At 51.8% G+C, this 25394-nt stretch carries 24 protein-coding genes and 1 pseudogene; 12 read left to right on the forward strand and 13 right to left on the reverse strand.

Translation table 11 applies throughout. From position 1 onward, the window contains the following. Positions 1 to 177: 177 nt before the first annotated feature. Both OEL83_18835 and OEL83_18840 read right to left on the reverse strand, forming a co-directional pair. Positions 178 to 396 (reverse strand): amphi-Trp domain-containing protein, encoded by a 219-nt coding sequence (locus OEL83_18835; GenBank protein ID MDK9709104.1) that lies wholly within the window; start codon positions 394 to 396, stop codon positions 178 to 180. A 108-nt stretch (positions 397 to 504) separates the two neighbouring features. After that, complete coding sequence (locus tag OEL83_18840; protein MDK9709105.1) at positions 505 to 1077, reverse strand: flavin reductase family protein; 573 nt, start codon at positions 1075 to 1077, stop codon at positions 505 to 507. A gap of 496 nt (positions 1078 to 1573) precedes the next feature. Between OEL83_18840 and OEL83_18845 the strand changes: the two genes are divergently transcribed. From OEL83_18845 to OEL83_18875, 7 genes are all read left to right on the forward strand, one after another. Next, complete coding sequence (locus tag OEL83_18845; GenBank protein ID MDK9709106.1) at positions 1574 to 2035, forward strand: hypothetical protein; 462 nt, start codon at positions 1574 to 1576, stop codon at positions 2033 to 2035. Positions 2036 to 2558: 523 nt separating this feature from the next. Next, positions 2559 to 2786: a hypothetical protein gene (locus OEL83_18850; protein ID MDK9709107.1), complete on the forward strand. Its 228-nt coding sequence runs from the start codon at positions 2559 to 2561 to the stop codon at positions 2784 to 2786. 10 nt (positions 2787 to 2796) lie between these two features. Continuing rightward, positions 2797 to 3990: a nucleotidyltransferase family protein gene (locus OEL83_18855; GenBank protein MDK9709108.1), complete on the forward strand. Its 1194-nt coding sequence runs from the start codon at positions 2797 to 2799 to the stop codon at positions 3988 to 3990. 354 nt (positions 3991 to 4344) lie between these two features. Beyond that, positions 4345 to 5592: a beta-ketoacyl-[acyl-carrier-protein] synthase family protein gene (locus OEL83_18860; GenBank protein MDK9709109.1), complete on the forward strand. Its 1248-nt coding sequence runs from the start codon at positions 4345 to 4347 to the stop codon at positions 5590 to 5592. Continuing rightward, complete coding sequence (locus OEL83_18865; GenBank protein MDK9709110.1) at positions 5585 to 6808, forward strand: beta-ketoacyl-[acyl-carrier-protein] synthase family protein; 1224 nt, start codon at positions 5585 to 5587, stop codon at positions 6806 to 6808. The genes OEL83_18860 and OEL83_18865 overlap by 8 nt, the downstream gene beginning before the upstream one ends. 72 nt (positions 6809 to 6880) lie before the next feature. Continuing rightward, a complete protein-coding gene (locus OEL83_18870; protein MDK9709111.1) occupies positions 6881 to 8440 on the forward strand; it encodes an AMP-binding protein in 1560 nt (519 codons plus the stop codon). Continuing rightward, on the forward strand, positions 8430 to 9989 hold the full coding sequence (locus OEL83_18875; protein MDK9709112.1) for an aromatic amino acid ammonia-lyase: 1560 nt from the start codon (positions 8430 to 8432) through the stop codon (positions 9987 to 9989). The genes OEL83_18870 and OEL83_18875 overlap by 11 nt, the downstream gene beginning before the upstream one ends. A 68-nt stretch (positions 9990 to 10057) precedes the next feature. Here the strand turns inward: OEL83_18875 and OEL83_18880 are convergent, their stop codons facing one another. Further along, positions 10058 to 11506 (reverse strand): tryptophanase, encoded by a 1449-nt coding sequence (locus OEL83_18880; protein ID MDK9709113.1) that lies wholly within the window; start codon positions 11504 to 11506, stop codon positions 10058 to 10060. A gap of 284 nt (positions 11507 to 11790) precedes the next feature. Further along, positions 11791 to 12288, reverse strand: a complete 498-nt coding sequence (locus OEL83_18885; protein MDK9709114.1) for a hypothetical protein — start codon at positions 12286 to 12288, stop codon at positions 11791 to 11793. Between the two features lie 383 nt (positions 12289 to 12671). On the opposite strand from OEL83_18885, the gene OEL83_18890 reads away from it, so the two are divergent. Then, positions 12672 to 13103, forward strand: a complete 432-nt coding sequence (locus tag OEL83_18890; protein MDK9709115.1) for a hypothetical protein — start codon at positions 12672 to 12674, stop codon at positions 13101 to 13103. 280 nt (positions 13104 to 13383) lie between these two features. Continuing rightward, positions 13384 to 14301 (forward strand): YceI family protein, encoded by a 918-nt coding sequence (locus OEL83_18895; GenBank protein MDK9709116.1) that lies wholly within the window; start codon positions 13384 to 13386, stop codon positions 14299 to 14301. 94 nt (positions 14302 to 14395) lie between these two features. Here OEL83_18895 and OEL83_18900 read toward each other — a convergent pair whose 3' ends face one another. The 8 genes and pseudogenes from OEL83_18900 to OEL83_18935 all read right to left on the reverse strand — a co-directional run bounded on the left by OEL83_18900 (position 14396) and on the right by OEL83_18935 (position 21110). After that, positions 14396 to 14680 carry a type II toxin-antitoxin system RelE/ParE family toxin gene (locus tag OEL83_18900; GenBank protein ID MDK9709117.1) on the reverse strand — a complete coding sequence of 95 codons (285 nt, stop codon included), beginning with the start codon at positions 14678 to 14680 and terminating at the stop codon, positions 14396 to 14398. After that, a complete protein-coding gene (locus OEL83_18905) occupies positions 14670 to 14921 on the reverse strand; it encodes a type II toxin-antitoxin system prevent-host-death family antitoxin (GenBank protein ID MDK9709118.1) in 252 nt (83 codons plus the stop codon). The genes OEL83_18900 and OEL83_18905 overlap by 11 nt, the downstream gene beginning before the upstream one ends. A 358-nt stretch (positions 14922 to 15279) precedes the next feature. After that, positions 15280 to 17295, reverse strand: coding sequence for a hypothetical protein (locus OEL83_18910; protein ID MDK9709119.1), 2016 nt, complete (start codon positions 17293 to 17295; stop codon positions 15280 to 15282). 85 nt (positions 17296 to 17380) lie between these two features. Next, positions 17381 to 18514: pseudogene (locus OEL83_18915) on the reverse strand (IS4 family transposase). A gap of 145 nt (positions 18515 to 18659) precedes the next feature. Continuing rightward, positions 18660 to 18788 carry a hypothetical protein gene (locus OEL83_18920; GenBank protein MDK9709120.1) on the reverse strand — a complete coding sequence of 43 codons (129 nt, stop codon included), beginning with the start codon at positions 18786 to 18788 and terminating at the stop codon, positions 18660 to 18662. A 540-nt stretch (positions 18789 to 19328) separates the two neighbouring features. Next, the gene (locus tag OEL83_18925) at positions 19329 to 19640 is read right to left on the reverse strand and encodes a hypothetical protein (GenBank protein ID MDK9709121.1); all 312 of its coding nucleotides are present in this window, start codon (positions 19638 to 19640) and stop codon (positions 19329 to 19331) included. Then, positions 19633 to 19998, reverse strand: coding sequence for a hypothetical protein (locus tag OEL83_18930; GenBank protein ID MDK9709122.1), 366 nt, complete (start codon positions 19996 to 19998; stop codon positions 19633 to 19635). The genes OEL83_18925 and OEL83_18930 overlap by 8 nt, the downstream gene beginning before the upstream one ends. A 215-nt stretch (positions 19999 to 20213) precedes the next feature. After that, positions 20214 to 21110, reverse strand: a complete 897-nt coding sequence (locus OEL83_18935; GenBank protein ID MDK9709123.1) for a LysR family transcriptional regulator — start codon at positions 21108 to 21110, stop codon at positions 20214 to 20216. Positions 21111 to 21229: 119 nt separating this feature from the next. Here OEL83_18935 and OEL83_18940 point away from each other — a divergent pair, with 119 nt between their 5' ends. From OEL83_18940 to OEL83_18950, 3 genes are all read left to right on the forward strand, one after another. Continuing rightward, positions 21230 to 22012 carry a dioxygenase gene (locus OEL83_18940; protein ID MDK9709124.1) on the forward strand — a complete coding sequence of 261 codons (783 nt, stop codon included), beginning with the start codon at positions 21230 to 21232 and terminating at the stop codon, positions 22010 to 22012. Positions 22013 to 22089: 77 nt separating this feature from the next. Next, positions 22090 to 22557: a DoxX family protein gene (locus OEL83_18945; protein ID MDK9709125.1), complete on the forward strand. Its 468-nt coding sequence runs from the start codon at positions 22090 to 22092 to the stop codon at positions 22555 to 22557. Positions 22558 to 22626: 69 nt separating this feature from the next. Further along, entirely contained in the window at positions 22627 to 23175 is a 549-nt protein-coding gene (locus OEL83_18950) for an NAD(P)H-dependent oxidoreductase (protein ID MDK9709126.1), read from the forward strand. Between the two features lie 78 nt (positions 23176 to 23253). Here the strand turns inward: OEL83_18950 and OEL83_18955 are convergent, their stop codons facing one another. Further along, positions 23254 to 25254, reverse strand: coding sequence for a GNAT family N-acetyltransferase (locus tag OEL83_18955; GenBank protein ID MDK9709127.1), 2001 nt, complete (start codon positions 25252 to 25254; stop codon positions 23254 to 23256). Between the last annotated feature and the right edge of the window lie 140 nt (positions 25255 to 25394).

A 25394-nucleotide genomic window follows, 5' to 3' on the forward strand; every position in this document is an offset into this window, starting at 1 on the left:
GCAAACCTCTAGTAATACCAGATCGTTGTAAAAATGACCGATTCCTTAGTACAGGACTCTCCGCAGCAGGGTTAACCGAGGTACGCATCCGGCTCCTCAAGCGCAACGTGGCCCCTGCGGTGGATAAAAAAATCCGTCAATAAGCGGGGACCTTGCAGCCCCTGGAAAGCCTGGTTGCTATTCGGATTTCCATTTAACCTGGAATTCCAGTTCTTCGCCGCCACCCTCTCTTTCGTGTTCGATGCTGAATTCTGCCCGCACCGGGACGTAGATCCTTTCTCCGGCTACCTTAATCTCAAACTTGCTGCCGTTTTCAATCGCATCGGCAAGGCGTCGCAATTTGGCGACAAAATCTTTTTTCGGATATGATTTTTCAACGTCTCTTTCCTGTTTCATGACAGCACTCCTGGTAAGTGTAGAATTTTACATTAATAACCGGTGATTGTTCATGCCATTCAAATACCAAAAAACCAATTGCCGGCCCAATTGCCCGGTTTGCCGCACTCATTTCAGATACTTTTTGCCGGCAGAGAAGGCCTGGCCGACAAGCTTGCCGAGCGACCAATATTCTTGAATTCCCGGGCCAAACACAAAAGGAGCCAGCTTGTCGAGCATGGGCTGGCCCTTGATGTTGACAGCTTCGGTGTCGGCCTTGATATCGACGATCTCGCCGACGAACTGGGTGTGCAGTCCAAGGTCGAAGGTATGGATGAGCTTGCACTCGATAATGAGCGGGAATTCGTCGACATAGGGAGCATCAACTACCTCCGAGCGCTTGGCCGTCAAGCCGGTGGTTTGAAATTTGTCAGTATTTTTGCCGGAAACAAGACCAAAATAATCAGCCTCAGCGACATATTTCTCGGAAGGAACGCTGACCGTATAGGCTTTCCGTGCCATGATCGAGCCGTAGGTGTGGGTGGCCTTGCGCAGCGAGACGGTCACCGCCGGCGGTTTTGAACAGCAGATGCCTCCCCAGGCAATGGTCATGACATTTGCCTTGCCGTCGGCATCATAACTGCCGACACACCAGACCGGGTTGGGGCAGGCCAGGGTATTGGCGCCAATCGATGTCTTCATGATCTTCTCCTTGTCTATGCTGCGCCGGGATGGCGTGGATGGCATGCCGGCAAGCCTGTTTGATGCCGGTGACAGTGGCAGAGCTGGTTTTGAATAACCAACATCTCAATTTCAAACTTTTTGCCGCGGACTTGTCCAGTTAAAAATGCGCGTTGTTCATTCGTCTTTTTATGCCGGAGAGTGGTTTTAAGCCAATTCAATCTGGGAAAAATTGCTAGAGTACATTTTTCAGGACGGCGCATTGCTCAACCTGGCAGACCACCTTTTTGATCACTGATAACCATCCTGTCCATCGATCGTTCGCCAGATATTTTTTGCCAAACGACTTAAGTTTCTAAATTTTTGTTGTTTTTCTGGGGTATTTGTTTAAGATTAACAACTTAAAGATGCAATATCGATTTGATTGAGCCTCATTAGAGGCATGCGGGTATGTCGAAGCTGGGGCTATACAGGTGATGCAGATATAAAAACTAAGCAATCAAGGGGGGAAATGAAGGTGGGACATTCTCAAGTTGATACGGAAAGAAGAAAGGCGCTGAAAAAATTGGCCGTAGGTCTTGGGGCCTTAGCCGGTTGTGCGGTCTTGCCAGAGCGCTGGGTGGCGCCCATTATCGGCAATGTCGTATTGCCGGCCCATGCGCAAACGAGCGGCAGAACTCTGGCGGCCTGCACCATTGACTGGATAGCAGGGGACCAAACCTCAGACAACATTTCCTTTGCCGTCTACGGTTCAGTCACCCCGCCCGGGGCAGGTGTACCTATTAATGTGGCTTTTGAGACCACGGGTTGGGTAGTTACAGGCTCCTTTGATATCGTCACCGATGCGGCCGGCGAATATTCCCTCGGTATAGGGCCTAACCATGCCGGTGGAGGCTTTCTAACGGTCGGTGCAACCGTTACTTCATCTGGCGCCAGTGGAACGGCGTCCTGCTCCATGGCCGTTCCAGAGCCTAATTAGGCGAATGCATACAGTTTGAGGATGTTCGAAAGCACATCTTTTTCTCGATAATCCCTCTCCAAATCCGACAAGGACTGCAGGTTTTCCGGTACGTCCTTGTCGAAATTTGCGCAAAAAGGTGCTGGAGCTTAAACATCATCTTTTGCAAAAGATCCTAGAAGAACCTCTTAGAATTTCCAGCTCTTCATCGAATCGGCTGCGGTCTGATCTTTTCTGAGGATTGGATCCGCACTCTTCGAACTTTTTTCCCTTATCAGCGACATCCCTCTTGATCGTCACAGCACCCTAGATCGACATGGTCCACCGCCTGTCCGGGCGGGTCTTGGAATCAAGTCATAAGGCTATGGCATCTCACTTTGTACCGTGGCTCTCGAGCCGAAAGGAATACCACGGTGAACGAGATCAGGTAGGCGTTTGCTTTGTCCTTTCAGGTTCTCTTTTGACTTACCATTGCGCTTCGGGTAGGTTTCACAATTCAAAGCGGCATTGCGTCAGGTCTCCACCAGCCACTAAGGGAAAAACCATGCTGGATACACCAATTCCGGCCCAGAACGCCGAATTTAAATTTGAGCGATTCGACAACGAGATCCTGCTCTACTCGATTGCCGGTACCCAGGCGAACGGCCTCCCTGACTATGGCTTTCGCGGAAAGGCGAACAGCACCCGGCAAACTCCGTCTCACATCCTGAAATACAGCAGGTTTGACGGCTTATTGGACTGTTTTCGACCGATCCTGTTCGGCGAGACCTGAAGCTCTTTCTGTGACCGTAAAACTACTTCATATCTGCGCCAGGGCAACTACCTTTCCCGGCCTTGCAGCCCTGATCGACGGGGCCTGTGGGCAGGTACACGACTGGGACCGCCTGCTGACCGAGGCAGAGGCCCATGGGCTTGCGCCTCTGCTACACTGGCATCTGCAGACTCGCGCCAGCGAAATTCCCGAGCACTGCCGACGTGCCCTCCGTCTGCTCTACCTCCGTCATCGCCATGCAAATACGGTCTATGGCCGGGTTCTCGGGGAGGTTTTGACAATTTTCGCCAAGGCCGGCATCGAGGCCCTGGTCCTGAAGGGTGCCGCCCTGTGCCATACCGTTTATCCGGAGATCGGTCTGCGTCCGATGCGGGATATCGACCTTCTCCTGCCGCCGGACAAAGCACAACAGGCCCAGGATCTGCTCATCGCCAGGGGATACGCCGCCTCGAATGCACCCCAGCCGATCGATCACTTTCACCTCCCGTCCCTGCACACAACCATAGATGGCCTTACCGTCTGCATCGAAATCCACCTGCGCCTGTTTCCCGACTGCCCACCCTATTACCGGCGACATGACTTTGCCAGCCTGCGGCCCCGGGCTGTCCTTTTCAATTTGGCCGGCTGGCAGGCTCTCACCCTCGGGCACGAGGACATGCTTTGGCACGTTTTCCACCACGGGTTTCACGCCCCACTGACCTATGAGCCATTCAAGCTGATCGCTGCCGCCGATATCATCACTCTGATCGAAACCAGATGGATGGAAATTGACAGGCAAGTGATGGAAGCTGAATATCCGGAAGTCCTCAGGGCCCTGCCCCTGCTTGGGTGTCTGACGCCCTGGCAGGACCAGGTCGCGGAAAAATTCGTGCCGGGACCGGCGATATCACCTGCCGCCGTTGGCGAGCCGTTTAAAGGGTGGCCGCGGTGGCATCTCAGAGAGCAGCGGGGAAAAAGCCTGCTTGCCATCCTCCGCGACACCTTTTTGCCGCCCGAGTGGTGGGCCCGTCTGTATTACGGGGTTGATGGCCGTCTTGCCTGGTACCGTTGCCGCTGGTTTACCCATCCTCGCCATATCACGTGGTGGGTGCGTCTTTACAGCTCCTTTCTCGACCACGGGGCCGATCGACAGAACAACGGCCAAGGCGGCACCTTACGCCGGATTGGCCGGAGACTGGCGGCACTCCGGCGGAAATTCATTTAAAAGAAAAGCCTAGCTTGGAGAATCAGAATGAGTCCTGCCGATCTTCCGGTTCTCACGGGGAGAAGGCAGCTTGATGGGCCGATGTTGATCGTATGTTCCTGCCGCCAGGGGTCTTGATATTGTACCTTGATACAGCAACTCTTTTACAAAGGCGTACTTCCTTGGTATTCAGATCTGGCGAGACGGGGAGTTTAGAGGAGCCTTGATGGAGATAGCCGGTTGTGTGCATTGGCGAGCAGCTGAAATAAATGCTGCGACTGAAATTCTCCTGTGCTAGACTGGCCCTTTGCTTTTAATGCCGGGTAATGTAAAGAGAAATCAATATATAAACGCCGGCAAATGAAGGGGAGATCTATGGATTTAAAGAAGGTTGTGGTAACCGGTCTGGGTACCGTCAACGCGACGGCCGGCAATGTTGCTGAATTTTACAGGGCCCTGCGTACCGGCCGTTGCGGAATCGGCCCGGTAAGCGTTTTTGATGCAACCGATTTCCGGACGCAAACCGGCGGCGAGGTCAAAGATTTCCGGCCCGCAGCAATGCTTCCCCGGGGCTTCAGCTTAAAGCGTCTCTCACGCTCCGATGCCATGGCCATGGTCGCCGCCATTGAGGCCTTAAACGATGCTGGCCTTTTCCCGCTGCCTGCTGGCTTGCTCCCGAAAATTGGTGTGGTCATCGGTGGCGGGGCAGGGGGCATGCTGGAATGCGAGGCGGTGTATCGCGACTACCTGCATGGTGCCGGCAAGATGCCGGCGTATTCGGCCTTCTCTTCTTTTGGCTGCGCCTCTTCGGCTGATCAAATTGCCATTCAATTAGAACTCATGGGACCGAAAACCACCTTTATGACAGCCTGCTCCTCCGGCGCCACGGCTATCGGCTATGCCCGCGATCTGGTGCAAACCGGGGCGGCCAAGGCGATCATCTGCGGCGGCACCGAACCACTGTGCCGGATAACCTACTCGGCCTTTAACTCTCTGCAGGCGGTAGATCCCCAATACTGCAAGCCCTTCGATAAAAACCGTCAGGGGCTTTCCCTCGGCGAAGGGGCCGGGATTATGATCCTCGAAGAGTACACCCATGCCGTGCAGCGCGGCGCGCGTATCTACGGCGAGGTCCTCGGCTATGGCGTCAGCTGCGACGCCCACCACATGACCTCGCCCGACCCTGAGGGAGGTGGAGCCGCCCTGGCCATGGCGCGTGCCCTGGAAGATGCAGGTGTAGGCCCTGAGGCGGTCGATTACATCAATGCCCACGGCACCGGCACCCCGGCCAACGACAAGATAGAAACCAAGGCCATCAAACACCTCCTCGGCGATCGGGCCTATCAGGTTCCGGTAAGTTCCAGCAAATCGATGACCGGACACACCCTGGGCGCCGCCGGGGCCATCGAGGGCGTTGTCAGCCTGCTGGCTTTGTATCATGCCTTTATTCCACCGACGATCCATTCCACTGTTCCCGATCCCGATTGTGACCTCGATTACGTCACCGAAGGTGCCAGGGATGCGGCTCTTCGGGTTGTGCTCTCCAACTCCTTTGCCTTTGGCGGTAACAACACTGCCCTGGTTTTCGGCAGATTTTCTGGGAATGGGTGCGGCCATGAATAGGCGAGTCGTTATTAGCGGCGTCGGCATGGTAAGCCCCCTCGGGGTCGGCAAGACCGCCTTCACCGGACAACTTTTCAGCGGTGCTTGCGGGATTCGTCCGATCAGCTCGTTTGATACCTCGGGCTTTGCCAGCAAATTGGCCGGTGAGGTTACCGGTTTTGCCGCCAAGGATCACATTCGTCCCGCCAGTATCCGCCGCATGGACAGGTTGTCACAGATGATTGCCGCCTCGGCGCGTATGGCCCTGGACGATGCTTGCCTATCCATCGGACCTGAAAATCGGGATGCGGTGGGCGTTATTCTCGGCACCTGTTTCGGCGGTACCGATGTTGCGGCGCAATTCGGCAAGGTGCTCTTCAATGAGGGGCCGCGACGGGTTAATCCCATTCTCGTCCCCAATACGGTGATGAACGCTCCGGCGGGCCATGTGGCCATCGAGCTGGGGGTGCGCGGCATCAACACCACCGTCAATCATCATGAAGTCGGGGCGGAGACGGCCCTGACCTATGCGGCGGCGCAGATCATGCGGGGCCGGGCGGCAGCGGTCCTGGCCGGTGGCGGAGATATCCTCTCCGAGTTTTGTTTCAATGTAGTATCGCACTTCAAGACCCTGTCACCGCTAAACGGTGGGGTCGAAGGACTGCGGCCTTTCGATGTGCAGGGTAACGGCACGGTCATCGGCGAAGGTGCCGGTATCGTCTGCCTGGAATCGTTGGAAGGTGCTCTCGCCCGAGGAGCCACCCCCTATTGTGAAATTGTCGGCTGGGGAATGAGTTCTGCGCCAACCGCCGGGGCGGGCTGGCCGACCGATCCCAGCGGACCCTGTCTGGCCATGACCCGGGCCCTGGAAGCCTCGGCCCTTACTCCGGCCGATATCGATTATGTCTGCGCCTCGGCCAACGGCAATCCGCGTCTCGACCGGTTGGAGGCCGATGCCCTGCAGCGGATATTTCCTCTGGCGGGCAAGGGGCCGGGGATCACCGCCTTAAAAGGCGCGCTCGGCGAAAGCCTTTCCTCCGGCGGCATACGTGCGGCAGCGATGGCGTTGTCACTCGGCCATCAATGTGCAGCCCCCGTCATCGGCCTGCATGAACCGATTGCCGGGCTGAACTTTATCCGCTCCGCCGGCAGCCGAAGATCGATGCGCTATGGCCTTATCAACGGCATCTCCTCTGGCGGCACCTTTGTCGCCGTCATTTTTAAGAAGATCGAGTAAAGCTGAGTTGAGCGGCCTGCCTGCTCGAAAGAAAACCTATGCCCTTGCGGTATAAAAACGGGGAAGAGGCTTATGAATATCGGTGAATGGAGTTCCAAGAGGGCACATCTGTATCCGCAGCGGACCTTTCTAAAACAGGAAGACTTTTGTTGCACCAACCGGCAGTTTAACGAACGGGTCAATCATGCCGCCCATGCCCTGCTTGGTCTGCAAGTGGGCATGGGCGATCGTGTTGCCGTGCTCATGGTAAACGGCAGCGCCTTTTTAGAGATCTTTTTTGCCTGTGCCAAGATCGGCGCGGTTCTGGTACCTCTCAATCATCAGCTGGCGGCGCCGGAATTGCAACGGATTGTCCTCACCTGCAGGCCAAAGATCCTGCTGTATTCTGCAAGCTTTGGCGCGGTGGTCGATGAGCTGAAGGCCACTGACACGCCGGTTTCCTGCTATCTCATGCACTCGGAAGGGACTCTTGAAGCGGCTACGGCTTTTGACGGGCCTCCTGCGGAGGACGCAGGCGGCGAGCCGCATATATCCTGGGAGGTGGCACTGACCGACCCGGTTGTCATCATGTTTACCTCTGGCACGACCGGCACCCTCAAAGGGGCGGTGCTGACCCACCAGAATTTTCTTTTCGGAGCCATCCATGGCCTCCTCAGCTACGGCCTCAACCCCGGCACCATCTCTCTGGTGATAGCGCCCCTCTTTCATATCGGCGCCTTGGCCGCATCCGCCGCGCCGGTCATCTACGCCGGGGGAATCCTGATACTCCGGCCGTTTGACAATCCTTCCGAGGTCCTGCATCTCATAGAAAGGGAGAAAATCAATTATATCTTCGCCGTGCCGGTGATGTTCAAGATGCTGACCAAGGCCCCGGCCTGGGCCGATGCCGACTTTTCCCATGTGCATTTTTTCATGTCCGGGGGGGCGCCCATGCCTGTTGAACTGATGCGTCAGTATCATACGGAAAAGGCAGTGCATTTCGCCCAAGGATACGGCATGACCGAAACCCAGCGGATCACTGCTCTTGAGCTTATCGACGCCGAACGCAAGGTTGGCTCCATCGGCAAGGAGGTCTTCCACACCACGGTTCGCATAGTCGGGGACGATGGCCGGGATGTACCTGCCGGTGCCGCCGGCGAAATGATTGTCAAGGGCCCGACGATCTTCGCCGGATACTGGGACAATCCCCAGGCAACTGCCGAGGCTCTGCGGAACGGCTGGTTCCACACTGGTGATCTGGGCAGGCGTGACGAAGAAGGCTTTTTGTATATTGTCGGCCGGAAAACCGATGTAATCATCTGTTCCGGCGAAAATATCTACGCCGCCGAAGTGGAACATGCCATTGAGGCCCTGCCCCAGGTATCTGAGGCGGCGGTGGTTGGGGCGCCTGATGCCAATCGCGGCGAAATTGCGGTGGCGTTCGTGGTGCTGAAGGAAGCAGGCGCAGTGAGTGCCGAGGGCTTGATCGCCGCCCTGAAGGGACAACTCGCGCCCTACAAAATTCCCAAGCGGGTGATTTTCACCGAGGTCTTGCCAAAAACCGGCAGCGGCAAAGTTCATAAGCAGGAGATTAAGGCAAAGCTTTTGTCTCAGGCTTTCACATCAAAGGAGTGCGGGATTCATGAACAGTGAAAAACAACCGGATGCCTCAGGTTGGCAGGAGAAGATAGTTGTCGGCGATGCTGACATGGCGCTGGAAGATCTTCTGGCGGTGGCCTTCGAGGGGAGACACGTACAACTTTCCGACAATCGGCAATGGCGGGAAAAATTGCAGGAGGGCCGTGCCATCATCGAACGCTCTCTGTCTTCCGGCCACAGGATATATGGTGTTTCCACAGGTGTTGGCTACAATTCCGGGCATACCATAGACGCGGACCACACTCATGAGTTTGCCTACCAGATCATCCGCCAGCACGGTTGTGGGCTGGGCGAGATGCTCAGCGTCGAAGAGGGGCGCGCCGTCGTCTTTGCCCGGCTGGTGAGTCTTGCCAAAGGCTATTCCGCGGTGCGCATCGAGCTTTTGCAGGCCCTCTGCAATCTTCTGAACCAAGGGGTTATCCCGGTCATACCCTCCTTGGGTTCAGTTGGCGCCTCCGGTGATCTGACACCACTTTCCTATCTGGCCTCGGTGCTGGCGGGTGAGCGCGAGGCCTATTTTGAGGGTGGTATTTGCCCGGCGGCAGAGGCCCTGCAAAAAGCCGGGTTAAAAGCGCATCAATTCGTGCCGAAGGAGTCCCTGGCCATCATGAACGGTACGGCCGTCATGACCGCCCTTGGCGCCATTGTTGCGGCCCGTTTCTCCAAAACTCTCCAGGCTTGCGAAGGGGCTACGGCCCTGTGTGCCGAAGTGCTGTACGGCCGCTCGCAGGCCTTTACCGCCCTTGCCCATAGCCTCAAGCACCATCCCGGTCAAATCGCCGCGGCAGCGGCCATGCGGGCCGCCTTTGCCGGAAGCCGGATGGTCGATCAAGGCAAAGCGGATGGGCGGATGGTGCAGGACCCGTATTCCATTCGCTGCGCCCCCCATGTCATTGGCGCGGCGCGCGACTCCCTGACCTGGGTGCGGCAGGTGCTGGGCCGGGAACTGAACAGCGTCAACGACAACCCAATCGTCGACCCGGAAAAAGGGGAGATGCTCTTCGCCGGCAATTTTTACGGCGGCCACGTGGCGCTGACCATGGATCTGGTGAAGATCGCCGCCGCCTCCGTTGCCGATCTGATGGACCGGCAATATGCCCTGCTGGTCGACGCGCGTCTCAACGTCGGTTTGCCGGAAACCCTTGTCGGTTATGAGGGGTGTGGCGTCAAAGCCCTGCAGTTGACGAGCAGCGCCTTGACGGCGATGGCGGTGCAGCGCGCCAACCCGGACACCCTGCTGTCGCGGCCCACCGAGGCGGGGAATCAGGACAAAGTGAGCATGGGCCAGAACGCCGCCCTGAACGCCTTGGAAGTCATGAAACTCTTTCAAGGGGTGGTGGCGTCCTTATTGGTAGCCCTTTCCAATGCGGCGGCCTTGCGCGACGAGGAGAAGTTTTCCGATAGCGGCAGGGAGCTATTAAAGCGCATCCGCTCCTTTTCCCCGGTCCTTGGCTCTGACCGGCGTCTGGATCACGATTTGCGGGGTTTGACGGAGGCAATCAATTCGGGGGAGCTCCTCGGAGCCGGGCAGGCGGAGATTTGACCATCCCGGCCGGGTACACTTTTTGTAGGTTGTGCCCGGCCGGTCAAGAGTTTTAAGCGGTTACGTCCTTAGCAGTCCTCGCCAAAATCGGCCTTGAATGCCTCTACCACCTTGGCGCCCCAATTGCCTCCCAGGGGTTCGAGGCGGCCGAAGAAGAAGCGCATTACCGGTGGTTCCTGGACAAACTTCAGCCCGCCGATCAGTTCCTTATGTTTATGCAGCCAGGCAACGCGGTCGGCCACATACTCGATATGGCCGAGGGTAAAGGCGCGCCGCGGTACGGCAAGGCGAACGAGTTCCATTCTGGCGGTGATCTCATTGCCGTCCCTGTCCCGGTCTTCGGACATCGTCCCCCTCTCAACCCCGCGTGCTCCGGAGATAAGATACAGTGCCGCATTGAGGGCCTCTGCCGGATACTGCAGGGGCGGGATGTGCGGCAGGATGGCCTTGGCATCGATATGGCAGGCCAATCCGCCCGGCGGGGTAACGACGGGCACACCGTACTGTTGTAAGCGTTCGACAAAAAACTTGATGAATTCCGGGCTGCTCCCGGCCACTTCCGTCTGAGTCATCTCTTCAAGGCCCACCGCCATGGCCTCAATTTCCTTGGTGGACATGCCGCCATAGGTGGAGAAGCCTTCGTAAACCGGCAGCCAGTTCATCAGGTGATCGAATTGTTCTTTAATGTTGGTGGCAATCAGCCCACCGCGGGCTCCGCCGCTTTTTCGGCCGGACATATAATAAATATCCACATAGCTCATCATCTCGTTGAGGATGTCTTGGATCGATTTATGGCGATACCCCTCCTCGCGTTGCTTGATAAAATAGGCATTCTCGCCAATGAGGCTGCCGTCCAGGATGAGGAGGATGCCATTGTCCCTGGCAACCTTATTGACCTCCCGCAGATTGGCCATGGAGAAGGGCTGGCCACCGATGAGGTTGGTCGTTGCCTCCATCCGGATAAAGGCTATTCGGTCCGGACCATATTCTTTCACGGCATTTTTCAGTTTGGTGATATCAATGTTGCCTTTAAAGGGTTCGTTGCCGGCGGGGATGAGCGCACTGTCGCTCACCAGATCGAAAATCTGCGAGCCAAGAATCTCCACATGGACCCGTGTCGATGGGAAGTGGTAATTATTCAGTACTACCTGGCCCGGTTTCAGCAAAACCTTGACAAGCAGATGTTCTGCCGCCCGTCCCTGGTGCACCGGCAAGGTGTAGTTGAAGCCAAAAACCTTTTTAACGGAACGTTCCAGCTTGTAAAAGCTCTCGGAACCGGCATAAGCATCGTCGGCGACCATCATGGCGGCGAGCTGGTTGTCGCTCATGGCATTGGTCCCGCTATCGGTCAGCATATCGAGGAAAACTTCTCTGGAGGGGAGAAGAAAGGTGTTATAGCCGACCGCCTGCAGGCATTGCAGCCGTTCAGCAGCTGGAAGAAGATTGATTTTTTGAACAATTTTTACCCGATGCATCTCCATGGGTATTTGCCGGCCATCTGCGAGTGAGATAATCATAAACCCCTCCGTTTGATTTGGATTTTGTTGTTCAATTGAGAACAACTGTTTTGCAGACCTGTTTCGATGAAAATCGTAACGTTCACGTTGAATTACTAGCTTCTGGATGAAAAAGTCAATAGAGCTTTTTGAGAAATGCATCTTGTGTCGCAGGGCCATTCGTTTCGTTTGAGTAGACAAGCTGCGCAAACTCATCGAGATGTCTTCGCGATATGGCTGCCTTGCGTTGGTGAAACGATTTGGCTGTGTTGAAGAGATATGCAGAATCTGTTTTTGCCGCGCATTTATGCTAGCCCGGCCCAATAGAGTAGAGCAATGAGTCCGACTGCAACCAGCACGGCGATCGCGGTTTTCAGGCCATCGGCCAGGGTAAAAGGTGCTTGTTCGGGAGGGGTATACGGGTTTCTCGGCGGCCATCCGAACATCGCCTTGCCGAGGACATCGTTGGTATAGTGCAGCTGGCAGGATCGACAGGCGTATTCCATATACCATTGCGGCGAATCGTCGGGTACCTCCCAGAGCTTCTCTCTGGTATCCATAACCTCGCCGCATTCGGGGCAGCGGGGCGGCAAGTAACCATTGAGGAGGCGGAGATGGTAGCGTTCAAGCAACAGGCCGAGCAGCATGACCAGCAGACCGCCACCCGCCTGGTACCATGATCCCTCGCCAGCGCACTTGAAGGTGGTGAACATGCCGAGGGCGACACCAAGCAGGGCAATCGCCCTGATCAGCATCCACAGCATGCGGTGGATGAATGGATGGAGACTTTCTTTCTTGGCCATTAAAGCTGAGTTGAGCAGCTTGCCTGCTCAAATGAAACTTATGCTCTTGCGGTATAAGACAGTATAATCTGGTATCTGTGCCGGCTTTTAGAAGATGGTTATGGTAGTAATCTATGACAAGGTGTTCGCAGCAACCTAAAAGTGCCTTTAAGCATTTAAGTCTCAGATTCCTGACATGAATTTAGCTTCGGCAGATTCAAATTGCAAGAGTGCCACGTTAAGCATGGCAAAAAACTTCATGGTGAATTTAGTTGCCAAGGACAATTGCCGAATCGTATTTGAATAAGGCCAGTGGCTGGTGATAGCACAGAGAGGCAGAGACAAACCCCAGCCCCGGCACGGGGCGTCACAGCGCCCTGACCGCATCTCCATGGAGGAGCCGCATGCCCAAGAAAAACCCTCGAAAAAAGAAAAATATTCCGATTCCACTACCTTGGCTTATCTGCTCCTGGCTGGGCGCTCTCCTCCTCGGCGTCGGCCTGTTTTTCTTTATCCTGAAAAAATCAGGCGTATCCTTCCCCATCGCCGCCGGGCAGAGCACCGATCCCTTCTTCTTTGCCTTTCTCGCCGGCGTTCTGGCGCCACTTTTCCTGCAGGTCTTTGTCATCATGATCATGCGGGGCATGGTGCACAAACGTAGCGCTGCCGAGATAGCCAAGGAGGTGGCCGTAACCGGCGCCGGGATGGTTGCCAGCACGCTGCTCGACGCACTCTCCAGCAGCAATGGTTCGAAAGACAACCGGTCCTCCTCGGGAGGTGGGGATAAGGGCGGTGGCGGGAGTTTTGGCGGCGGCGGTGCCTCCGGAGGCTACTGAGCGGCAGGGACGAAAAGACTGCCGGAAAACCCCAAAGCGGCCATGCACCGGCGGGGAATTTGAACGTGTCCACCATTCGCTTTACACCTGCAAAAATCATCTCAGGCATGTAGCCGGAAATTCTTCTCACCGAAGTGACCATTCTCCCAACTTGGGCAACGCCCCGGAAATCTTGTGTATCCGATGGCCATTCTTATAGTGGCAAGAAGAGGAGAATTTCCTCTCTGCAATGTTGCACTTTCGCAAGACTTGATCTGTCGTTCAACAAGTGGAGCATGCCATGAATGTAACCTTTATCAAGCCTGAGGAGGCCCTTCTGAAGATTAAAGATGGGGCCTTGCTCATTCACACCCTTCCGGCGGAGCATTTTGCCAAAATACATCTTCCAGGGGCCGTCAATGCCTGTGTCTATCAGGTCACCTTTCTTGATGATATGAAATCCCTCTGCGCAGATACGGACAAGACCATTGTCCTCTACGGCTCCAGCAAACACTCTCTCGATGCGGTGACTGCGGCGGAAAAGCTCCAGAGGAGCGGATACCGGCAGGTTTTCGTTTTGGATGGGGGTATTGTTGCCTGGCGCGGGGCAGGTTTGCCGGTGGAAGGCGACGCAGCCCTGGGGGACGTTGATCCTACAAGCCGACTGCCACCCTTAAACGGAGAATATCAAGTAGATACCGCAGCCAGCATCGTGGCATGGTCCGGTCGCAACCAGAATAATAAGCACTTCGGCACACTTCCGCTGAAAAGCGGGCGCCTTGTCGTGCACGGACGTTCTCTTACCGGGGAACTGGTTGTTGATATGGACGCCATGGAAAACATCAATCTGGCCGGTGATGAACTTCAGCCGATTCTTCTCGCCCACCTGAAATCCGATGACTTTTTCTTCACCAAGGTATTTCCAACGGCGACCTTTATCATTGATCAAGGAGAGCTTGCCGAAATTCCCTACAGGACAACTGCCAACTGTCTGCTCAAAGGTTCGCTCAGTCTGCGCGGTGTGACGAAAGATTTTGATTTTCCGGCAATATTTGCAGTATGGGAGAACGGCAGCCTGGGAGTGGAAGCTCATTTTGATCTCGACCGCACCGAGTGGGGTGTCATTTATGGCTCCAGCCGCTTCTTTGAGCATCTTGGCATGCACGCGGTCTTTGACCAGATAAGCATCGAACTGCGCCTTGTTCTGCAGGGGATATAGGCAGGGATAGTCTTAGGTTGTGGGGAGGGATTGTCTGCTGGAGGGTCAGTTGCCGCGCAGTTCAACGGTCAACTGGAGCGCATTGCTAACCATTTTATTTTCTTTCACTGGCCTTTTTATAGACCAGATTTTTGTCTCTTTTCCCGATTGCAATTACCAAAACAAAAATTTCTTCGTCGATTACTTCATAAACAAGACGGTAACCACTGGCTCTGAGTTTAATTTTGTAATGGTTTTCAAAACCTGAAAGCTGGCAACTGGGCACATGTGGAGATTCAAGACGTTCTTTTAACTTTTTCTTGAGTTGAATCTGAATAGTATTGTCGAGCTTTTTCCATTCCTTAAGGGCTGTGGGGAGAAACTTTAATTTATAGCTCATCTAACGTTACTTCAACGGCTGAAATTTTTTCATACTGCCGTTCTTTAACAATGACTCCGAGTTGGTAGTTTTCAATTTTTTCGAGTAACGCTTCGTATGTCGCTGCGGGGATGAGATATGCTGTTGGTCTATTATGATTAAGAATGGCAATAGGCTCACCGCCTGACTGTTCAATAAGGGCAGAAGGGTTTTTCTTTAGTTCCGAAATGCTCACTGAGCAATTCGCTAATACAGATTCCATAATCACACCTGTAATTTTTTTATTTAGGTCAAAAATATATACTTATTATAGGTCTTATTATTATAACCTGCAAGTTGTATATTGGTGGTTAACGCCTTGGGTGACCTGCCGCGCCGATGACCTTCCTGAGGTAATTGGGGCAGGTCCTATCGTTGGATACAACCCACCAGTTTGAGCGCTACACAAACATTGTGAACCGCTTGGAGGTTTCCTGCAATGACCTCTTACTTATGCATTCAAACAGAGCAAAAGTGAAAATCCGTGCATCACGAAGATTAAATTTACTCTGACCCCATATTCCTGCGTGTGACCCCGTGACCCCGTGTGACCACGCGTATTCCCGCTCTCTATTAATATGCTACCAATTCTTGCCAATCATTTCGCTATAAAATTGTTCTTTAGATATACCTTTTTTCTTTGGATTCTCCAACATTGCAAGCGGATACCATTTCCCTTCAATCCTGCAAGCATGGGAAGATTCAGTCTTTATAACAGCCTTACTATACTCGTAAGATATGACCCTGTATTCTCTACAGGGGTATTTATTCAAATATTTATAGGTATTAATGGGAATAACACCTAAAATATTTTCTCCTTCCCAAGTAACTGAATTTTCTATCCCGTTCTTACCCCTCTCAAGAGTATCGCCAACAAGTTTAAGTGCCATCGATCTTCTTTCATCTTTAGATAATTTAGGTTTTTTCTCATGTAAGGTGGTTTGTTTTTTCATTAACGCGATAGGATTATCAGTGTTAATAGCTTTTTTGTGGTCTGTCCCCTTTTCTATATTTGGATTTGTTGCTGAATTGGCGACTGAAGTTTCTGATTTTTCTTCTGTGTTCTTATTATCAAAACTCTTGGAATTATTTTGACTATCCTTTTGTTCTAAATCAGAAGATCTGTCCTCTTTTCTAGTGTCACTAAGTACATGAAAATCATACACTAGCCATTCACTTTTAGTAAATTCATCTTTTCCTTTTCTAAATGTTACTTTTATTCTGTCATTAATAGTTGCATCTTTCTCATTTTGAATAATTCCTTCCATTGACACTTCTTCTGGTGAAGCAAATTCAGCACTAATTGTATTGAAAGAATATTTTCTTGTTACAGAATTGGCCCAGACGCCCTTTTCTGTATATTTTTTTAAAAAATCGGGTTTGACTTTCGAAATCTGAGCCGATACCTCATCCTTCCTCTCTTGAACAATCGCGATAGGCCCACCGCCAGGTGTCTCGAACATATAATCAAGTCTTAAGTTCCTTTCTAAAAAACGCCCAACTATACCAAATTCACCATAATAATCCATCCCGTGCCATTCCAATGGTAAGGTATTCCATCTATTATCTTTAGTGATATCTCCCATAATGTTTACATAGGAGCGCATACATTTACCTCTATCTATCCATGGAAAAGATTTAAGAGTTGCTGACACGTTTAGCGCAGTTCTGATAACTCTCTCAGAGTCAGGAAGATTCGAGAAACTTGCGAGAGGAGAACTCTCTATAACCAAACGGCCACATACTGATTCTTGTTCTTTGAGATTCAAAGCCTTTTCAATTGTGCTTAAAATGTAATTACCTGCATCATTATCTTTCACTGAGATTAAATACTCTATTGAATGAACGAATTGAATAGTCCTTTCTTTGGAATTTTTTAATGTGGTTAAAAATAGATCTTTAACTAAGTCAGAGGGCAGTGTTTTTAAGTCATTATATGCCTTGGTAACTTCAGAACTATTGCCGTTTAAAAATTTAGGGCCTGTAACTTCTTTTATATAATTTGCAGCATTCATGTCTTTGTTATTGTTCCACAAGACTTGCGCGATATATAACTTTTTTTCAAGGTTTGTGTCTAATGAAAAAACGTACCCAAGTTTTGATGCTGATTTGTCTCCTGGCAAATTTTTAACCAACAATTCAATTGCCTTTTTATAATCCTGAGAATCTCCGTTAACTATTACAGATGGAAGTTCGTCTATGAATTTTTCAATGCCGTAATCTTCAGCAATTATTAATGCTTTCCTATAACGACCTTCGATATCACCTTCAATAGATTTTAATTTTTCAGATATAGTCCTTCTTATATCCTCATCTAGTTCGGCAATTTGTTTATTCTTGCTATTAATATTTTTTAATTCATTTTTCCATTTTAATGATTGGGGTATTCCTAAAATACCTCCACCTAATAAATATGATTTTGCCAGGTAGTATCTTGCTTCCTCAGATTTTGGTTTTTTTTCTATTTCCGCAAGAAACTGTTCTATAGCTTTATCATATTTTTTTATCTCGAACCATTCAACACCTCGTTTCATTTCATCACTTTGCCACCCCCAACCAACCAAAAAAATAATAAGACAGAATATTAGCTTGTTCATAAGGAGATCCTTTACAGAATATTAAAAAATTTGAGTTATACCAGTCGGTGCAATTTTGCTCTTTCAATTTACTGCTGTCTCACAGTTAATTCCACAATGAACGTTGTGGAGAAACAACAATTTGGGATTTGTCAGGCGGTTTAAACAACTCAGAAAACAAGCGACGATCAAACAGATTTAGTTGCAATAGTCGTAAGATGACCGAAAGCGACAAGCCCAGCTTAGCCTGAAACTTTAAATAGGCCAGCAGAAGGTACAGACACAGGGCTATCCACAATTGCGTCAGTACCGCATTTTCCGAAGTGCCGAGAAAGGTTTTCACCTTGAGGTTTTGCTTGATCCATTTGAAAAACAGTTCGATTTTCCACCGCTCTTTGTAAATGGCGGGGACCTCGGACGCTTGCAGCTTCTTCGAGTTCGTCAGAAATTGATACTCAATACCGGTCACTGGATCGATGTAATCAATTCTCCGGAAGGTGTAGGTGTAACCCGGTAGCTTAACCTTCTGATCACTGATAACAGCTGGATTATCGGGTTTTCGTTTGTTGCCGTATGCATATGCTTTGGAGTTGGACTTCAGCCTGGTGACAAACGTGATCTTTTTTTTATCGAGATCGCCATACCAACTATAGTCGGTAAAGCCCCGATCATAGACAACACAAGCCCCGGCCGGAAGGCTGAGAGTTCGCGTCCAGTCTATTTCATGTTTTTTACCGACGGTCATGTCCATGAATACCGGGAGATGGCCTTCGGCATCAAGACCGAAATGGAGCTTACCCACACCCTTAGCCTGTCGAAAGGTTGCCCAAAGGAAGACAGCGATGCAAAGTTTGATGGTTGTGGCATCAAGGAGGTAAATTTTACCCTTGAATTTGAACTGGTGCTTGGGGGCACGCCACTGGCATTTCTGCAACTGCTGGAAAAATATTTCTTTGTAAATGTCGTAGGGCTGCCTGTCATTGACTCGGGCAAGTGTGGCTCTGCTGGTTGTTTTCATACCCAGGTGATAGATCCGCTTGCCCTGCGCGCCTATATTGCCAACCAGATCACGTAAACTCTTCCTGCCTGTCAGTTGCGCAATCATCATGGCTCAGAACTGACTCCAACGATTATAGGAGCGGAACTTTTGTCCTCGATGATGTTCGTTGGCCAGTTTTTCAAAATCATATCTCGGGAAAAATGCGGCAAGTTGATTGAGTATTGTGTTACAATATGCCATGGCTCGGATCTCCTTGTATTTATATGTTATTTCGCAATTTCATTATAACACAAGAAGCTCTCCGGGCCTTTAATTATTGGTATTCCCTCGTAAATTTATGAGACAGCAGTGAAGAAAAAAAGGGCAATTAGTATATGTGCAGTTTTCATTTTTCTTTGAACATAACAAGGGATTCACTAGTTTCTATGAAACCAGCATTCCCAAAAGTAACAACAATTCCAATCAGAAAGTTGAACTGTTTGGAGACCGACGAAATTGCTCCATCAATGTTCATGTAACCTCCTAAAAGTCCATATAAATATGTTTACGAACTAAAGGCAAGATGTTAGTTGCCTCTTTCTGACAAGCACGCAAAAATAGCTGGTTCTACGTCATAATGAAGAATCCATGATTGCTGTCCCGGAAGGCATGAGAAGGCAATTTGCAGATTGTTTGGTTCGGAGTGCCATTCCTGCCGGCAGGCAGAGTGATTATAAGAAATAGTTTCGGTATTACTAAGATATGTGTGGAAAATATGGATTTGAAATCAATCTCTCAGAAATTCTTCAACCATTTATTGAAAAACTGAAGGAGAAGCATCAATCGGAAAGGCAACTGCAGGAGGCCAGAGCGTCGATCATACTGTTCGTTGACAGTATTAAGAATACCAGCCAATCTGCCAGTTTGCTTCAGGGTCAACCTTACCCCAGAAATAGTCCCATACTGTTTACTGAGGAGTTTGCCGGTGCGAGGCGAAATTCGTGAGAAAGGTTGTATCCCTTTATGATGGATAATATTTCCTTTAATCCCTTACCGGGATTCTCGCCCTGCTTTATTACGGAAACGGGGCAGCCTGGGCCTCTCGGTTAAACCGTGATTGCAAGTCTTGCCAGAGGCTCAAGTGCTCTGGCCCTCCCAAAAGATACGAGCCTTGTTTTTTTGCCAGCCAGAGCTCCCGGGCGTTAAAACTATAGACCGGAATGAGGTCCGGTCTTTGCCAGGCAAAAAGAATCACGCTGACCAGATTATCCAAGACAAGGGGCTCGGTAGTCGGGTCGGAATAGTAGCTCAAGACCATATGCGACTGGTTGAGTTTCAGAGATTTGACATAGGTGAGACGCATCCTTTGATCAGGGATTTCAAGCATGCGCAGGGTAAAATACTTGGCAGTTGCAAAATCCTCGCAGTCTCCACCGTTGCTTATCAACATTTCCTGGGGGGGTGGCCCAATAATCGTCTTTTCCCCAGTGGATCCGGTCATCGACGAATTCCAGTTGATTGAAGAAATTATTGACCGATTCCAGTTTCTCCATTTCCGGGGAGTCGCGCTTTTCTTTTATTAAGGCGTACCAATCGGCAAGCCGCTGTCGGCCCGGATCGAGCTCGACCACTTCTGGTACATATACAGCTACTTTGTGCTTTGCCCCGCAGCCGCTTATAACCAGTGAAGCGGCGATCAGCAGAACGATGGCGACGAAGCGGGGGAAGAAATCCGGCCTGCCCATGTGCAATACCTGCGGTTCTGTTTATCCGGCATGTGCATATTCCGATAGAAGAAGCGGATAAGAGAAATCTAACCACCATCTGCCAATTTTCCAAAAATGAAATGAGTTCCGCTCTTTCTAACCCCATGAATACAGAAAAACTCCGTGTTTGTTTAGTTCGGGGGATGGACCTCGCGTTGCCTGGAAAAAAAGCGACATGCTCCCCAAGGTTTTGGTCACTGGCTCGCTAGCGGTTTCCTCTCAGTTTCTTGATACATAAACTGCATAAACGCCTTAACCCGTGCGGTAAAGCGAATGTCAGGATGGGTCAGAATCCACAGATGATGGTTGCACTCTGCCGGCAGTTGCATGACTTCGATCATGTCGGGGTCAGACTCGGCGACATAATGCGGCATGACCGTCAGCCCCAGTCCCTGACGGGCCATATGGTACAGACCGGTCAGTTTGTCACTGCAGGCTGCAATATTCTTTTCATCGACATGCCTTCTCAGCCATTTGTTGGCTGGCATTCCCGCGAGCGATTCGTTCGGCAGAAGGAAACGATGCCGGTCGAAGTCAGCGACCGTCTGCGGCGTTCCGTGTTCCTCCAGGTAGGATTTGGCACCATAGAGTCGGACATAGATCGGCGCTAGCGTTTTGCCGACCATATAGTCAGGCTGGGTATTGACCGCCGGCATAACGATATCCGCCTCCCTTTTGCTCAAGTTGGTGTAACGGGTATTGATGTCCAGATCGATGATGATGTCCGGATACAGTTTCTTGAAGCGAGCGATGTAGGGAGGCAGCCAGTAATAGCCGATGGTATCCGTGGTTGAGATCTTCAAATAGCCGCTGAGATGCACATCCTTGCCCTCGATGAGGCGCTGTATGGCATTCATCTGTTCCTCGACCTGCTGGACGCGGTCGAGAATATCCTCTCCGGCCCTGGTTAGCTTGTAACCCGATTTCAACCGTTCAAAGAGACGTACGCTCAGCCGTTCCTCGAGGCCATTGATTCGCCTGAATACCGACGAATAATTGACACCCAGTTCCGCCGCCGCAGCCTTCATATTGCCGCAGGCAGCGACCTTCAGGAAATAGAGGAAGTCGTCCCAGCCATGTTCTGTATGCATATTTGCATTCCTTGTTTGCATTTTTAGCCAATTGATTTGCAAATACTCCATCACCATTGTGCAAGTCAAGAGGGATCGACACGGTGTTGATCCACAATTTGAATAAATGAGGAATCACCATGGCTCAACCCAGCCTTTTCATATCCCACGGAGCACCCGACATAGCGGTCAAGACGGATCATCCCAGTTACCGTTTCCTGTGTGAGGCGTCCGGCATGTTTCCCCGGCCCGATGCCATCGTCATTCTGTCGGCGCACTGGACCACCGATCACGTCATGGTTTCAAGCACTGCATCGTACAAAACCATTTACGATTTCGGTGGCTTCGACCCCCGCCTGTATGCCATGCAGTATTCACCCAAGGGCAATCCAGACCTTTCCCGCATCGTGCTGCAGCTGGTCAGAGGGACCGACGGCAAGGCGGAACTGGTCGAGCACGCATCTCTCGACCACGGGGCGTGGATTCCGCTCCTCCTCATGTACCCTGAGGCGTATATTCCCGTCGTGCAGGTTTCCATCCAGCCAAACCTTTCACCGGCATACCATTACGCCCTGGGTGAGGCGCTGCAGGAGCTTCGTCAGCAGAATGTCCTGATCATCGGCTCGGGGGCAATGACCCATAATCTCAGTGAAATGATGTTTTCAGGCGATGGCCTTTCGTCGCCGCAATGGGTTGCCGATTTCGCCGACTGGATGCGGGACCGTATTGAGGCTGGCGATCGCGAGGCCCTGCTCAGTTACCGGGAGCAGGCTCCGCACGCCCGGAGAAATCATCCAACAGAAGAACACATTCTCCCACTGTTTCTGGCTATGGGTGCTGGCGGCGGAATTCCCGGAAAACAGATCCACACCGCGACAAGCTATGGCACAGTCAGGATGGATGCCTATGCTTTCGGAATGTAACGATTCAATAATACAGGAAATTATCGCTCGACAACGAGCGAAATGAGATGCAACAACTACAACCAATGGTGAATGATATGTTAACCAGATTTCTTGATACACGCGATGAACTTTCCAGCACAATCCTGCGCATCACCCTCGGATTGGTCATTTTGCCGCACGGCTTGCAGAAGGTATTCGGTTTGTTCGGTGGCCATGGTTTTGCCGGGACCTTGCACTTTTTCACCGAAAACATGGGGATCCCCTATATCTTCGCCCTGATGGCGGTGCTTGCCGAATCCCTCGGTGCAGTGGGTTTGATCACCGGTCTCTTCACCCGGCTTTGCGCCTTTGGTGTCGGCGTTACCATCGGAGTGGCGGCCTTGATGGTTCACATCCCCAATGGCTTCTTTATGAACTGGTTTGGCAAGCAGGCCGGGGAAGGATTTGAATACCATATCCTGGTGGTCGGCATGGCATTAACCCTGATGTTTACCGGCGGAGGACGCTGGTCATTCGATGCCTTGATCGTTGGTAATGACAAAAGCAACAAGCAATTACGCTAGGTTGCCCAGAAGGAAGACATTCGTCCAATTCATTACCGGAAAACAGTTCAACATGAGAGGAGAAACAGCATGAGCACCTATACAATTGCCGTCGTAGTCGGCAGTTTACGGAAAGAATCGGTAAACAGAGCGCTTGCCCAGGCAATCGTCAAACTTGGCCCGGCAGACTTCAGATTCAATCTCGTCGAAATTGGCGATTTACCGCTGTACAACCAGGACAGTGATGGCAACCCCGCCGAATCTGTCATCCGGCTTAAAGAGACAATACGTGCCGCCAGCGGCGTATTGTTCGTCACCCCGGAGTATAACCGTTCCATCCCCGGTGTATTGAAAAATGCCCTTGATCAGGCATCTCGCCCGTATGGTCAGAGTGCCTGGGCGGGAAAACCAGCCGGAATCCTGGGAGTATCACCCGGCCCTATCGGCACGGCCATGGCGCAACAGCACCTTCGCAATGTCCTTGCCTACCTTGATATGCCTACCCTTGGCCAGCCGGAGGCTTTTCTGCAGGCTAAAGAGGGTTTGATCGACGCATCGGGAAACATCGGTGAAGGCAGCAGGGCCTTCCTGCAGACCTGGATGGACCGGTTTGCCGAATGGGTACGGCACCACAAATAAGCAGTAGTCATATTACATAGCTCGGTGAGGGGTATCACTTTTGATTTTGCTTAAACATCAAAAGAGATACCCATCGCTCTAAGGCACCGTTGCGTGGGCAGCAAAAACCGTAGTCATGGCAAATGTTGTCGGCATAGCGATACTCTCTTCCAGTGCTGCAAAGATTGCCGCGGTCTGCTCGTCAAGCTCTCCGGCACGTTCAAGCACCTGGCGTTTAAAGCTGTAGACAATAGAGAAAAATGCCTCGCGTCCCAGGACGGCAGCCGTTATCGGGATGGCCTCCACGGCGATATTATGCAGGCCCGTTGCGTGCATATAACCATGGAGTTTGCGGCCAACATAACGGTCGCCGCCGTTGGCTGCCTGCACCTGGGCAATGCGTTTTTCAAGATCTTCCAGCCCTTTCGGTGCCGGGTGGATAATATTGGAGCGATCATCGACATCAAGTATGGTGATGATGCCTCCCTGGCGGGTGACACGGCGCATTTCGCTCAGAACTTCGAGGGGGTTCGAAAGGTGCTGGAAGAGCAACCGGGCATAACTGAAATCGACCTCGCCATTGCCTAAAGGAATCCGGTCGCCGGTTCCTTTCAAGAATCGACACCGATTCTCCAGGCCTTGGCTGGCAACGAGCGTTTTCGCTTTCTGTCGCAGGAGATCTTCGGGCTCAACACCGGTGACAATGGCCTTCGGCAGACGTTGAGCGATAAGGAGCGAAGTGACACCTGGCCCGGAACCGAGGTCGAGAACCTTTGCCCCGTCGGCGAGGCCGAGGCCGCCAAGCACGGCAAATTCAAGGTCGGCACCTATAGTTGCCTGGCTTATCAGGCGCTTGGATTCACCTTCCTGATCGCCAAGGGTACGAAAGCGGTAGGATTCTGCTCGGCCTTGCACCTTGCCGGCGTCAGCCGGTGCTGCCTCGGCAGGTCGGTTGACCCGCAGCGCAAGCCTCGATGGCCCGGCAAGAAGAACCGCCTCATCGGTGAGATTGACAAATCGCCCGGCAATGGTCTTTAAAAGCCTTTTGGCAAGCTTGAGTCCGAGCCCCATATCCGCCCGACCGATTCGGTCCAGGAAGTCAAAGGGCAGGAGGAAGGCTTGCGAATTCTCGAGGGCGACAAGGCTCGCCGTCCTTCGTACCCCGCTGATACTGGCAATTTCGCCAAATGGCTCGCCTGGGAAAACGACATTGATGATCCTGGAATCCTCTCCGGCGGCCACCTCGACCCCCAGACAGCCGGACAACAGTACCCCCATTCCTCTCTCGGTCTCACCGCGGTGGTACACATATTCACCGGAGGCAAAGGCTATTTCCGAAAGACGATGTCCAACAATTTGTTGTTCCTCTGCAGACAGGCCAAAAAAAAGATGATCATTGCGGGTTGTGTCGGTGCTGGTGGCATGGGCAAGTCGAGCCCAGAGGTGATGCACTGGTATCCGGGAAAAGCCAGGTCTCTTGAAATCCGGAAATCGCTCGGCAATCTTTCTGGCTGTGGCGCCATGGTCGTTGAGATCCTTTATGCATATTCTGGCCAGAGGGCTCTTGATTTCATTCAGATAGGTGAAATCGCGGAGACAGTGGACAACCGGGACACGAATACCAACATCAATTCTGAAATTTTCCGTGTATGGCCGATAGCCAAGTTGATAATAAAAGGAAACGAGATTGAGGGCGCAGTACGAAATACCGACAAGAACCCCCTCGTTGAGATAGTGTTGGTAGAGGGCTGCAATGAGCAGCGAGGCGACGGTCTTTCCCCTGGCTTCGGGAGCGACGGCAAAGTGTGATGCGTATCCGACACCATTGCCGGTAAACAGCTCGATCAACTTCTCCGGTTGTAAATGCCTTTGGAGGGAGTCGGAAAGCTTTGTTTTTCCAAGAATATTGGCACGTACACAGCCAAGGATCCGGTCGGAATCATCGACGGCGATGAAGTGATGTGCCGTGTCATCAAGGTCATCCTTCATAATTCGGCGTTGGTGATCCATGCCCGCCATAGACCGGCGAAATTCATTTGACCAGATTTCATATAAGAATCGGTAAATATTTTCACGGTCTTGATTACTCTGCGATTGCATGACACGGATGGCCATAACCCACCTCAATGATAGCTTTCACTCCTTCCTCTCGGAAAGCAAGTTTTCCGGTCCGAGGACGAAAGTCTTTAATGGCCTTAGATCACTAGGCTCATTGGTGTATTTGGATTTTCGCGTTTATA

Origin of the sequence: Desulforhopalus sp., from assembly GCA_030247675.1 — a bacterium.
Classification (GTDB): Bacteria; Desulfobacterota; Desulfobulbia; order Desulfobulbales; family Desulfocapsaceae; genus Desulforhopalus_A.

Coding starts and splice junctions, on each gene's coding strand:
- OEL83_18865 (MDK9709110.1), top strand. CDS start 5,585: ATGAATAGGCGAGTCGTTATTAGCGGCGTCGGCATGGTAAGCCCCCTC.
- OEL83_18945 (MDK9709125.1), top strand. CDS start 22,090: ATGTTAACCAGATTTCTTGATACACGCGATGAACTTTCCAGCACAATC.
- OEL83_18925 (MDK9709121.1), bottom strand. CDS start 19,640: ATGCTTGAAATCCCTGATCAAAGGATGCGTCTCACCTATGTCAAATCT.
- OEL83_18890 (MDK9709115.1), top strand. CDS start 12,672: ATGCCCAAGAAAAACCCTCGAAAAAAGAAAAATATTCCGATTCCACTA.
- OEL83_18900 (MDK9709117.1), bottom strand. CDS start 14,680: ATGAGCTATAAATTAAAGTTTCTCCCCACAGCCCTTAAGGAATGGAAA.
- OEL83_18950 (MDK9709126.1), top strand. CDS start 22,627: ATGAGCACCTATACAATTGCCGTCGTAGTCGGCAGTTTACGGAAAGAA.
- OEL83_18940 (MDK9709124.1), top strand. CDS start 21,230: ATGGCTCAACCCAGCCTTTTCATATCCCACGGAGCACCCGACATAGCG.
- OEL83_18910 (MDK9709119.1), bottom strand. CDS start 17,295: ATGAACAAGCTAATATTCTGTCTTATTATTTTTTTGGTTGGTTGGGGG.
- OEL83_18935 (MDK9709123.1), bottom strand. CDS start 21,110: ATGCATACAGAACATGGCTGGGACGACTTCCTCTATTTCCTGAAGGTC.
- OEL83_18860 (MDK9709109.1), top strand. CDS start 4,345: ATGGATTTAAAGAAGGTTGTGGTAACCGGTCTGGGTACCGTCAACGCG.
- OEL83_18885 (MDK9709114.1), bottom strand. CDS start 12,288: ATGGCCAAGAAAGAAAGTCTCCATCCATTCATCCACCGCATGCTGTGG.
- OEL83_18875 (MDK9709112.1), top strand. CDS start 8,430: ATGAACAGTGAAAAACAACCGGATGCCTCAGGTTGGCAGGAGAAGATA.
- OEL83_18835 (MDK9709104.1), bottom strand. CDS start 396: ATGAAACAGGAAAGAGACGTTGAAAAATCATATCCGAAAAAAGATTTT.
- OEL83_18895 (MDK9709116.1), top strand. CDS start 13,384: ATGAATGTAACCTTTATCAAGCCTGAGGAGGCCCTTCTGAAGATTAAA.
- OEL83_18880 (MDK9709113.1), bottom strand. CDS start 11,506: ATGATTATCTCACTCGCAGATGGCCGGCAAATACCCATGGAGATGCAT.
- OEL83_18850 (MDK9709107.1), top strand. CDS start 2,559: ATGCTGGATACACCAATTCCGGCCCAGAACGCCGAATTTAAATTTGAG.
- OEL83_18920 (MDK9709120.1), bottom strand. CDS start 18,788: ATGAACATTGATGGAGCAATTTCGTCGGTCTCCAAACAGTTCAACTTT.
- OEL83_18905 (MDK9709118.1), bottom strand. CDS start 14,921: ATGGAATCTGTATTAGCGAATTGCTCAGTGAGCATTTCGGAACTAAAG.
- OEL83_18955 (MDK9709127.1), bottom strand. CDS start 25,254: ATGCAATCGCAGAGTAATCAAGACCGTGAAAATATTTACCGATTCTTA.
- OEL83_18930 (MDK9709122.1), bottom strand. CDS start 19,998: ATGGGCAGGCCGGATTTCTTCCCCCGCTTCGTCGCCATCGTTCTGCTG.
- OEL83_18870 (MDK9709111.1), top strand. CDS start 6,881: ATGAATATCGGTGAATGGAGTTCCAAGAGGGCACATCTGTATCCGCAG.
- OEL83_18840 (MDK9709105.1), bottom strand. CDS start 1,077: ATGAAGACATCGATTGGCGCCAATACCCTGGCCTGCCCCAACCCGGTC.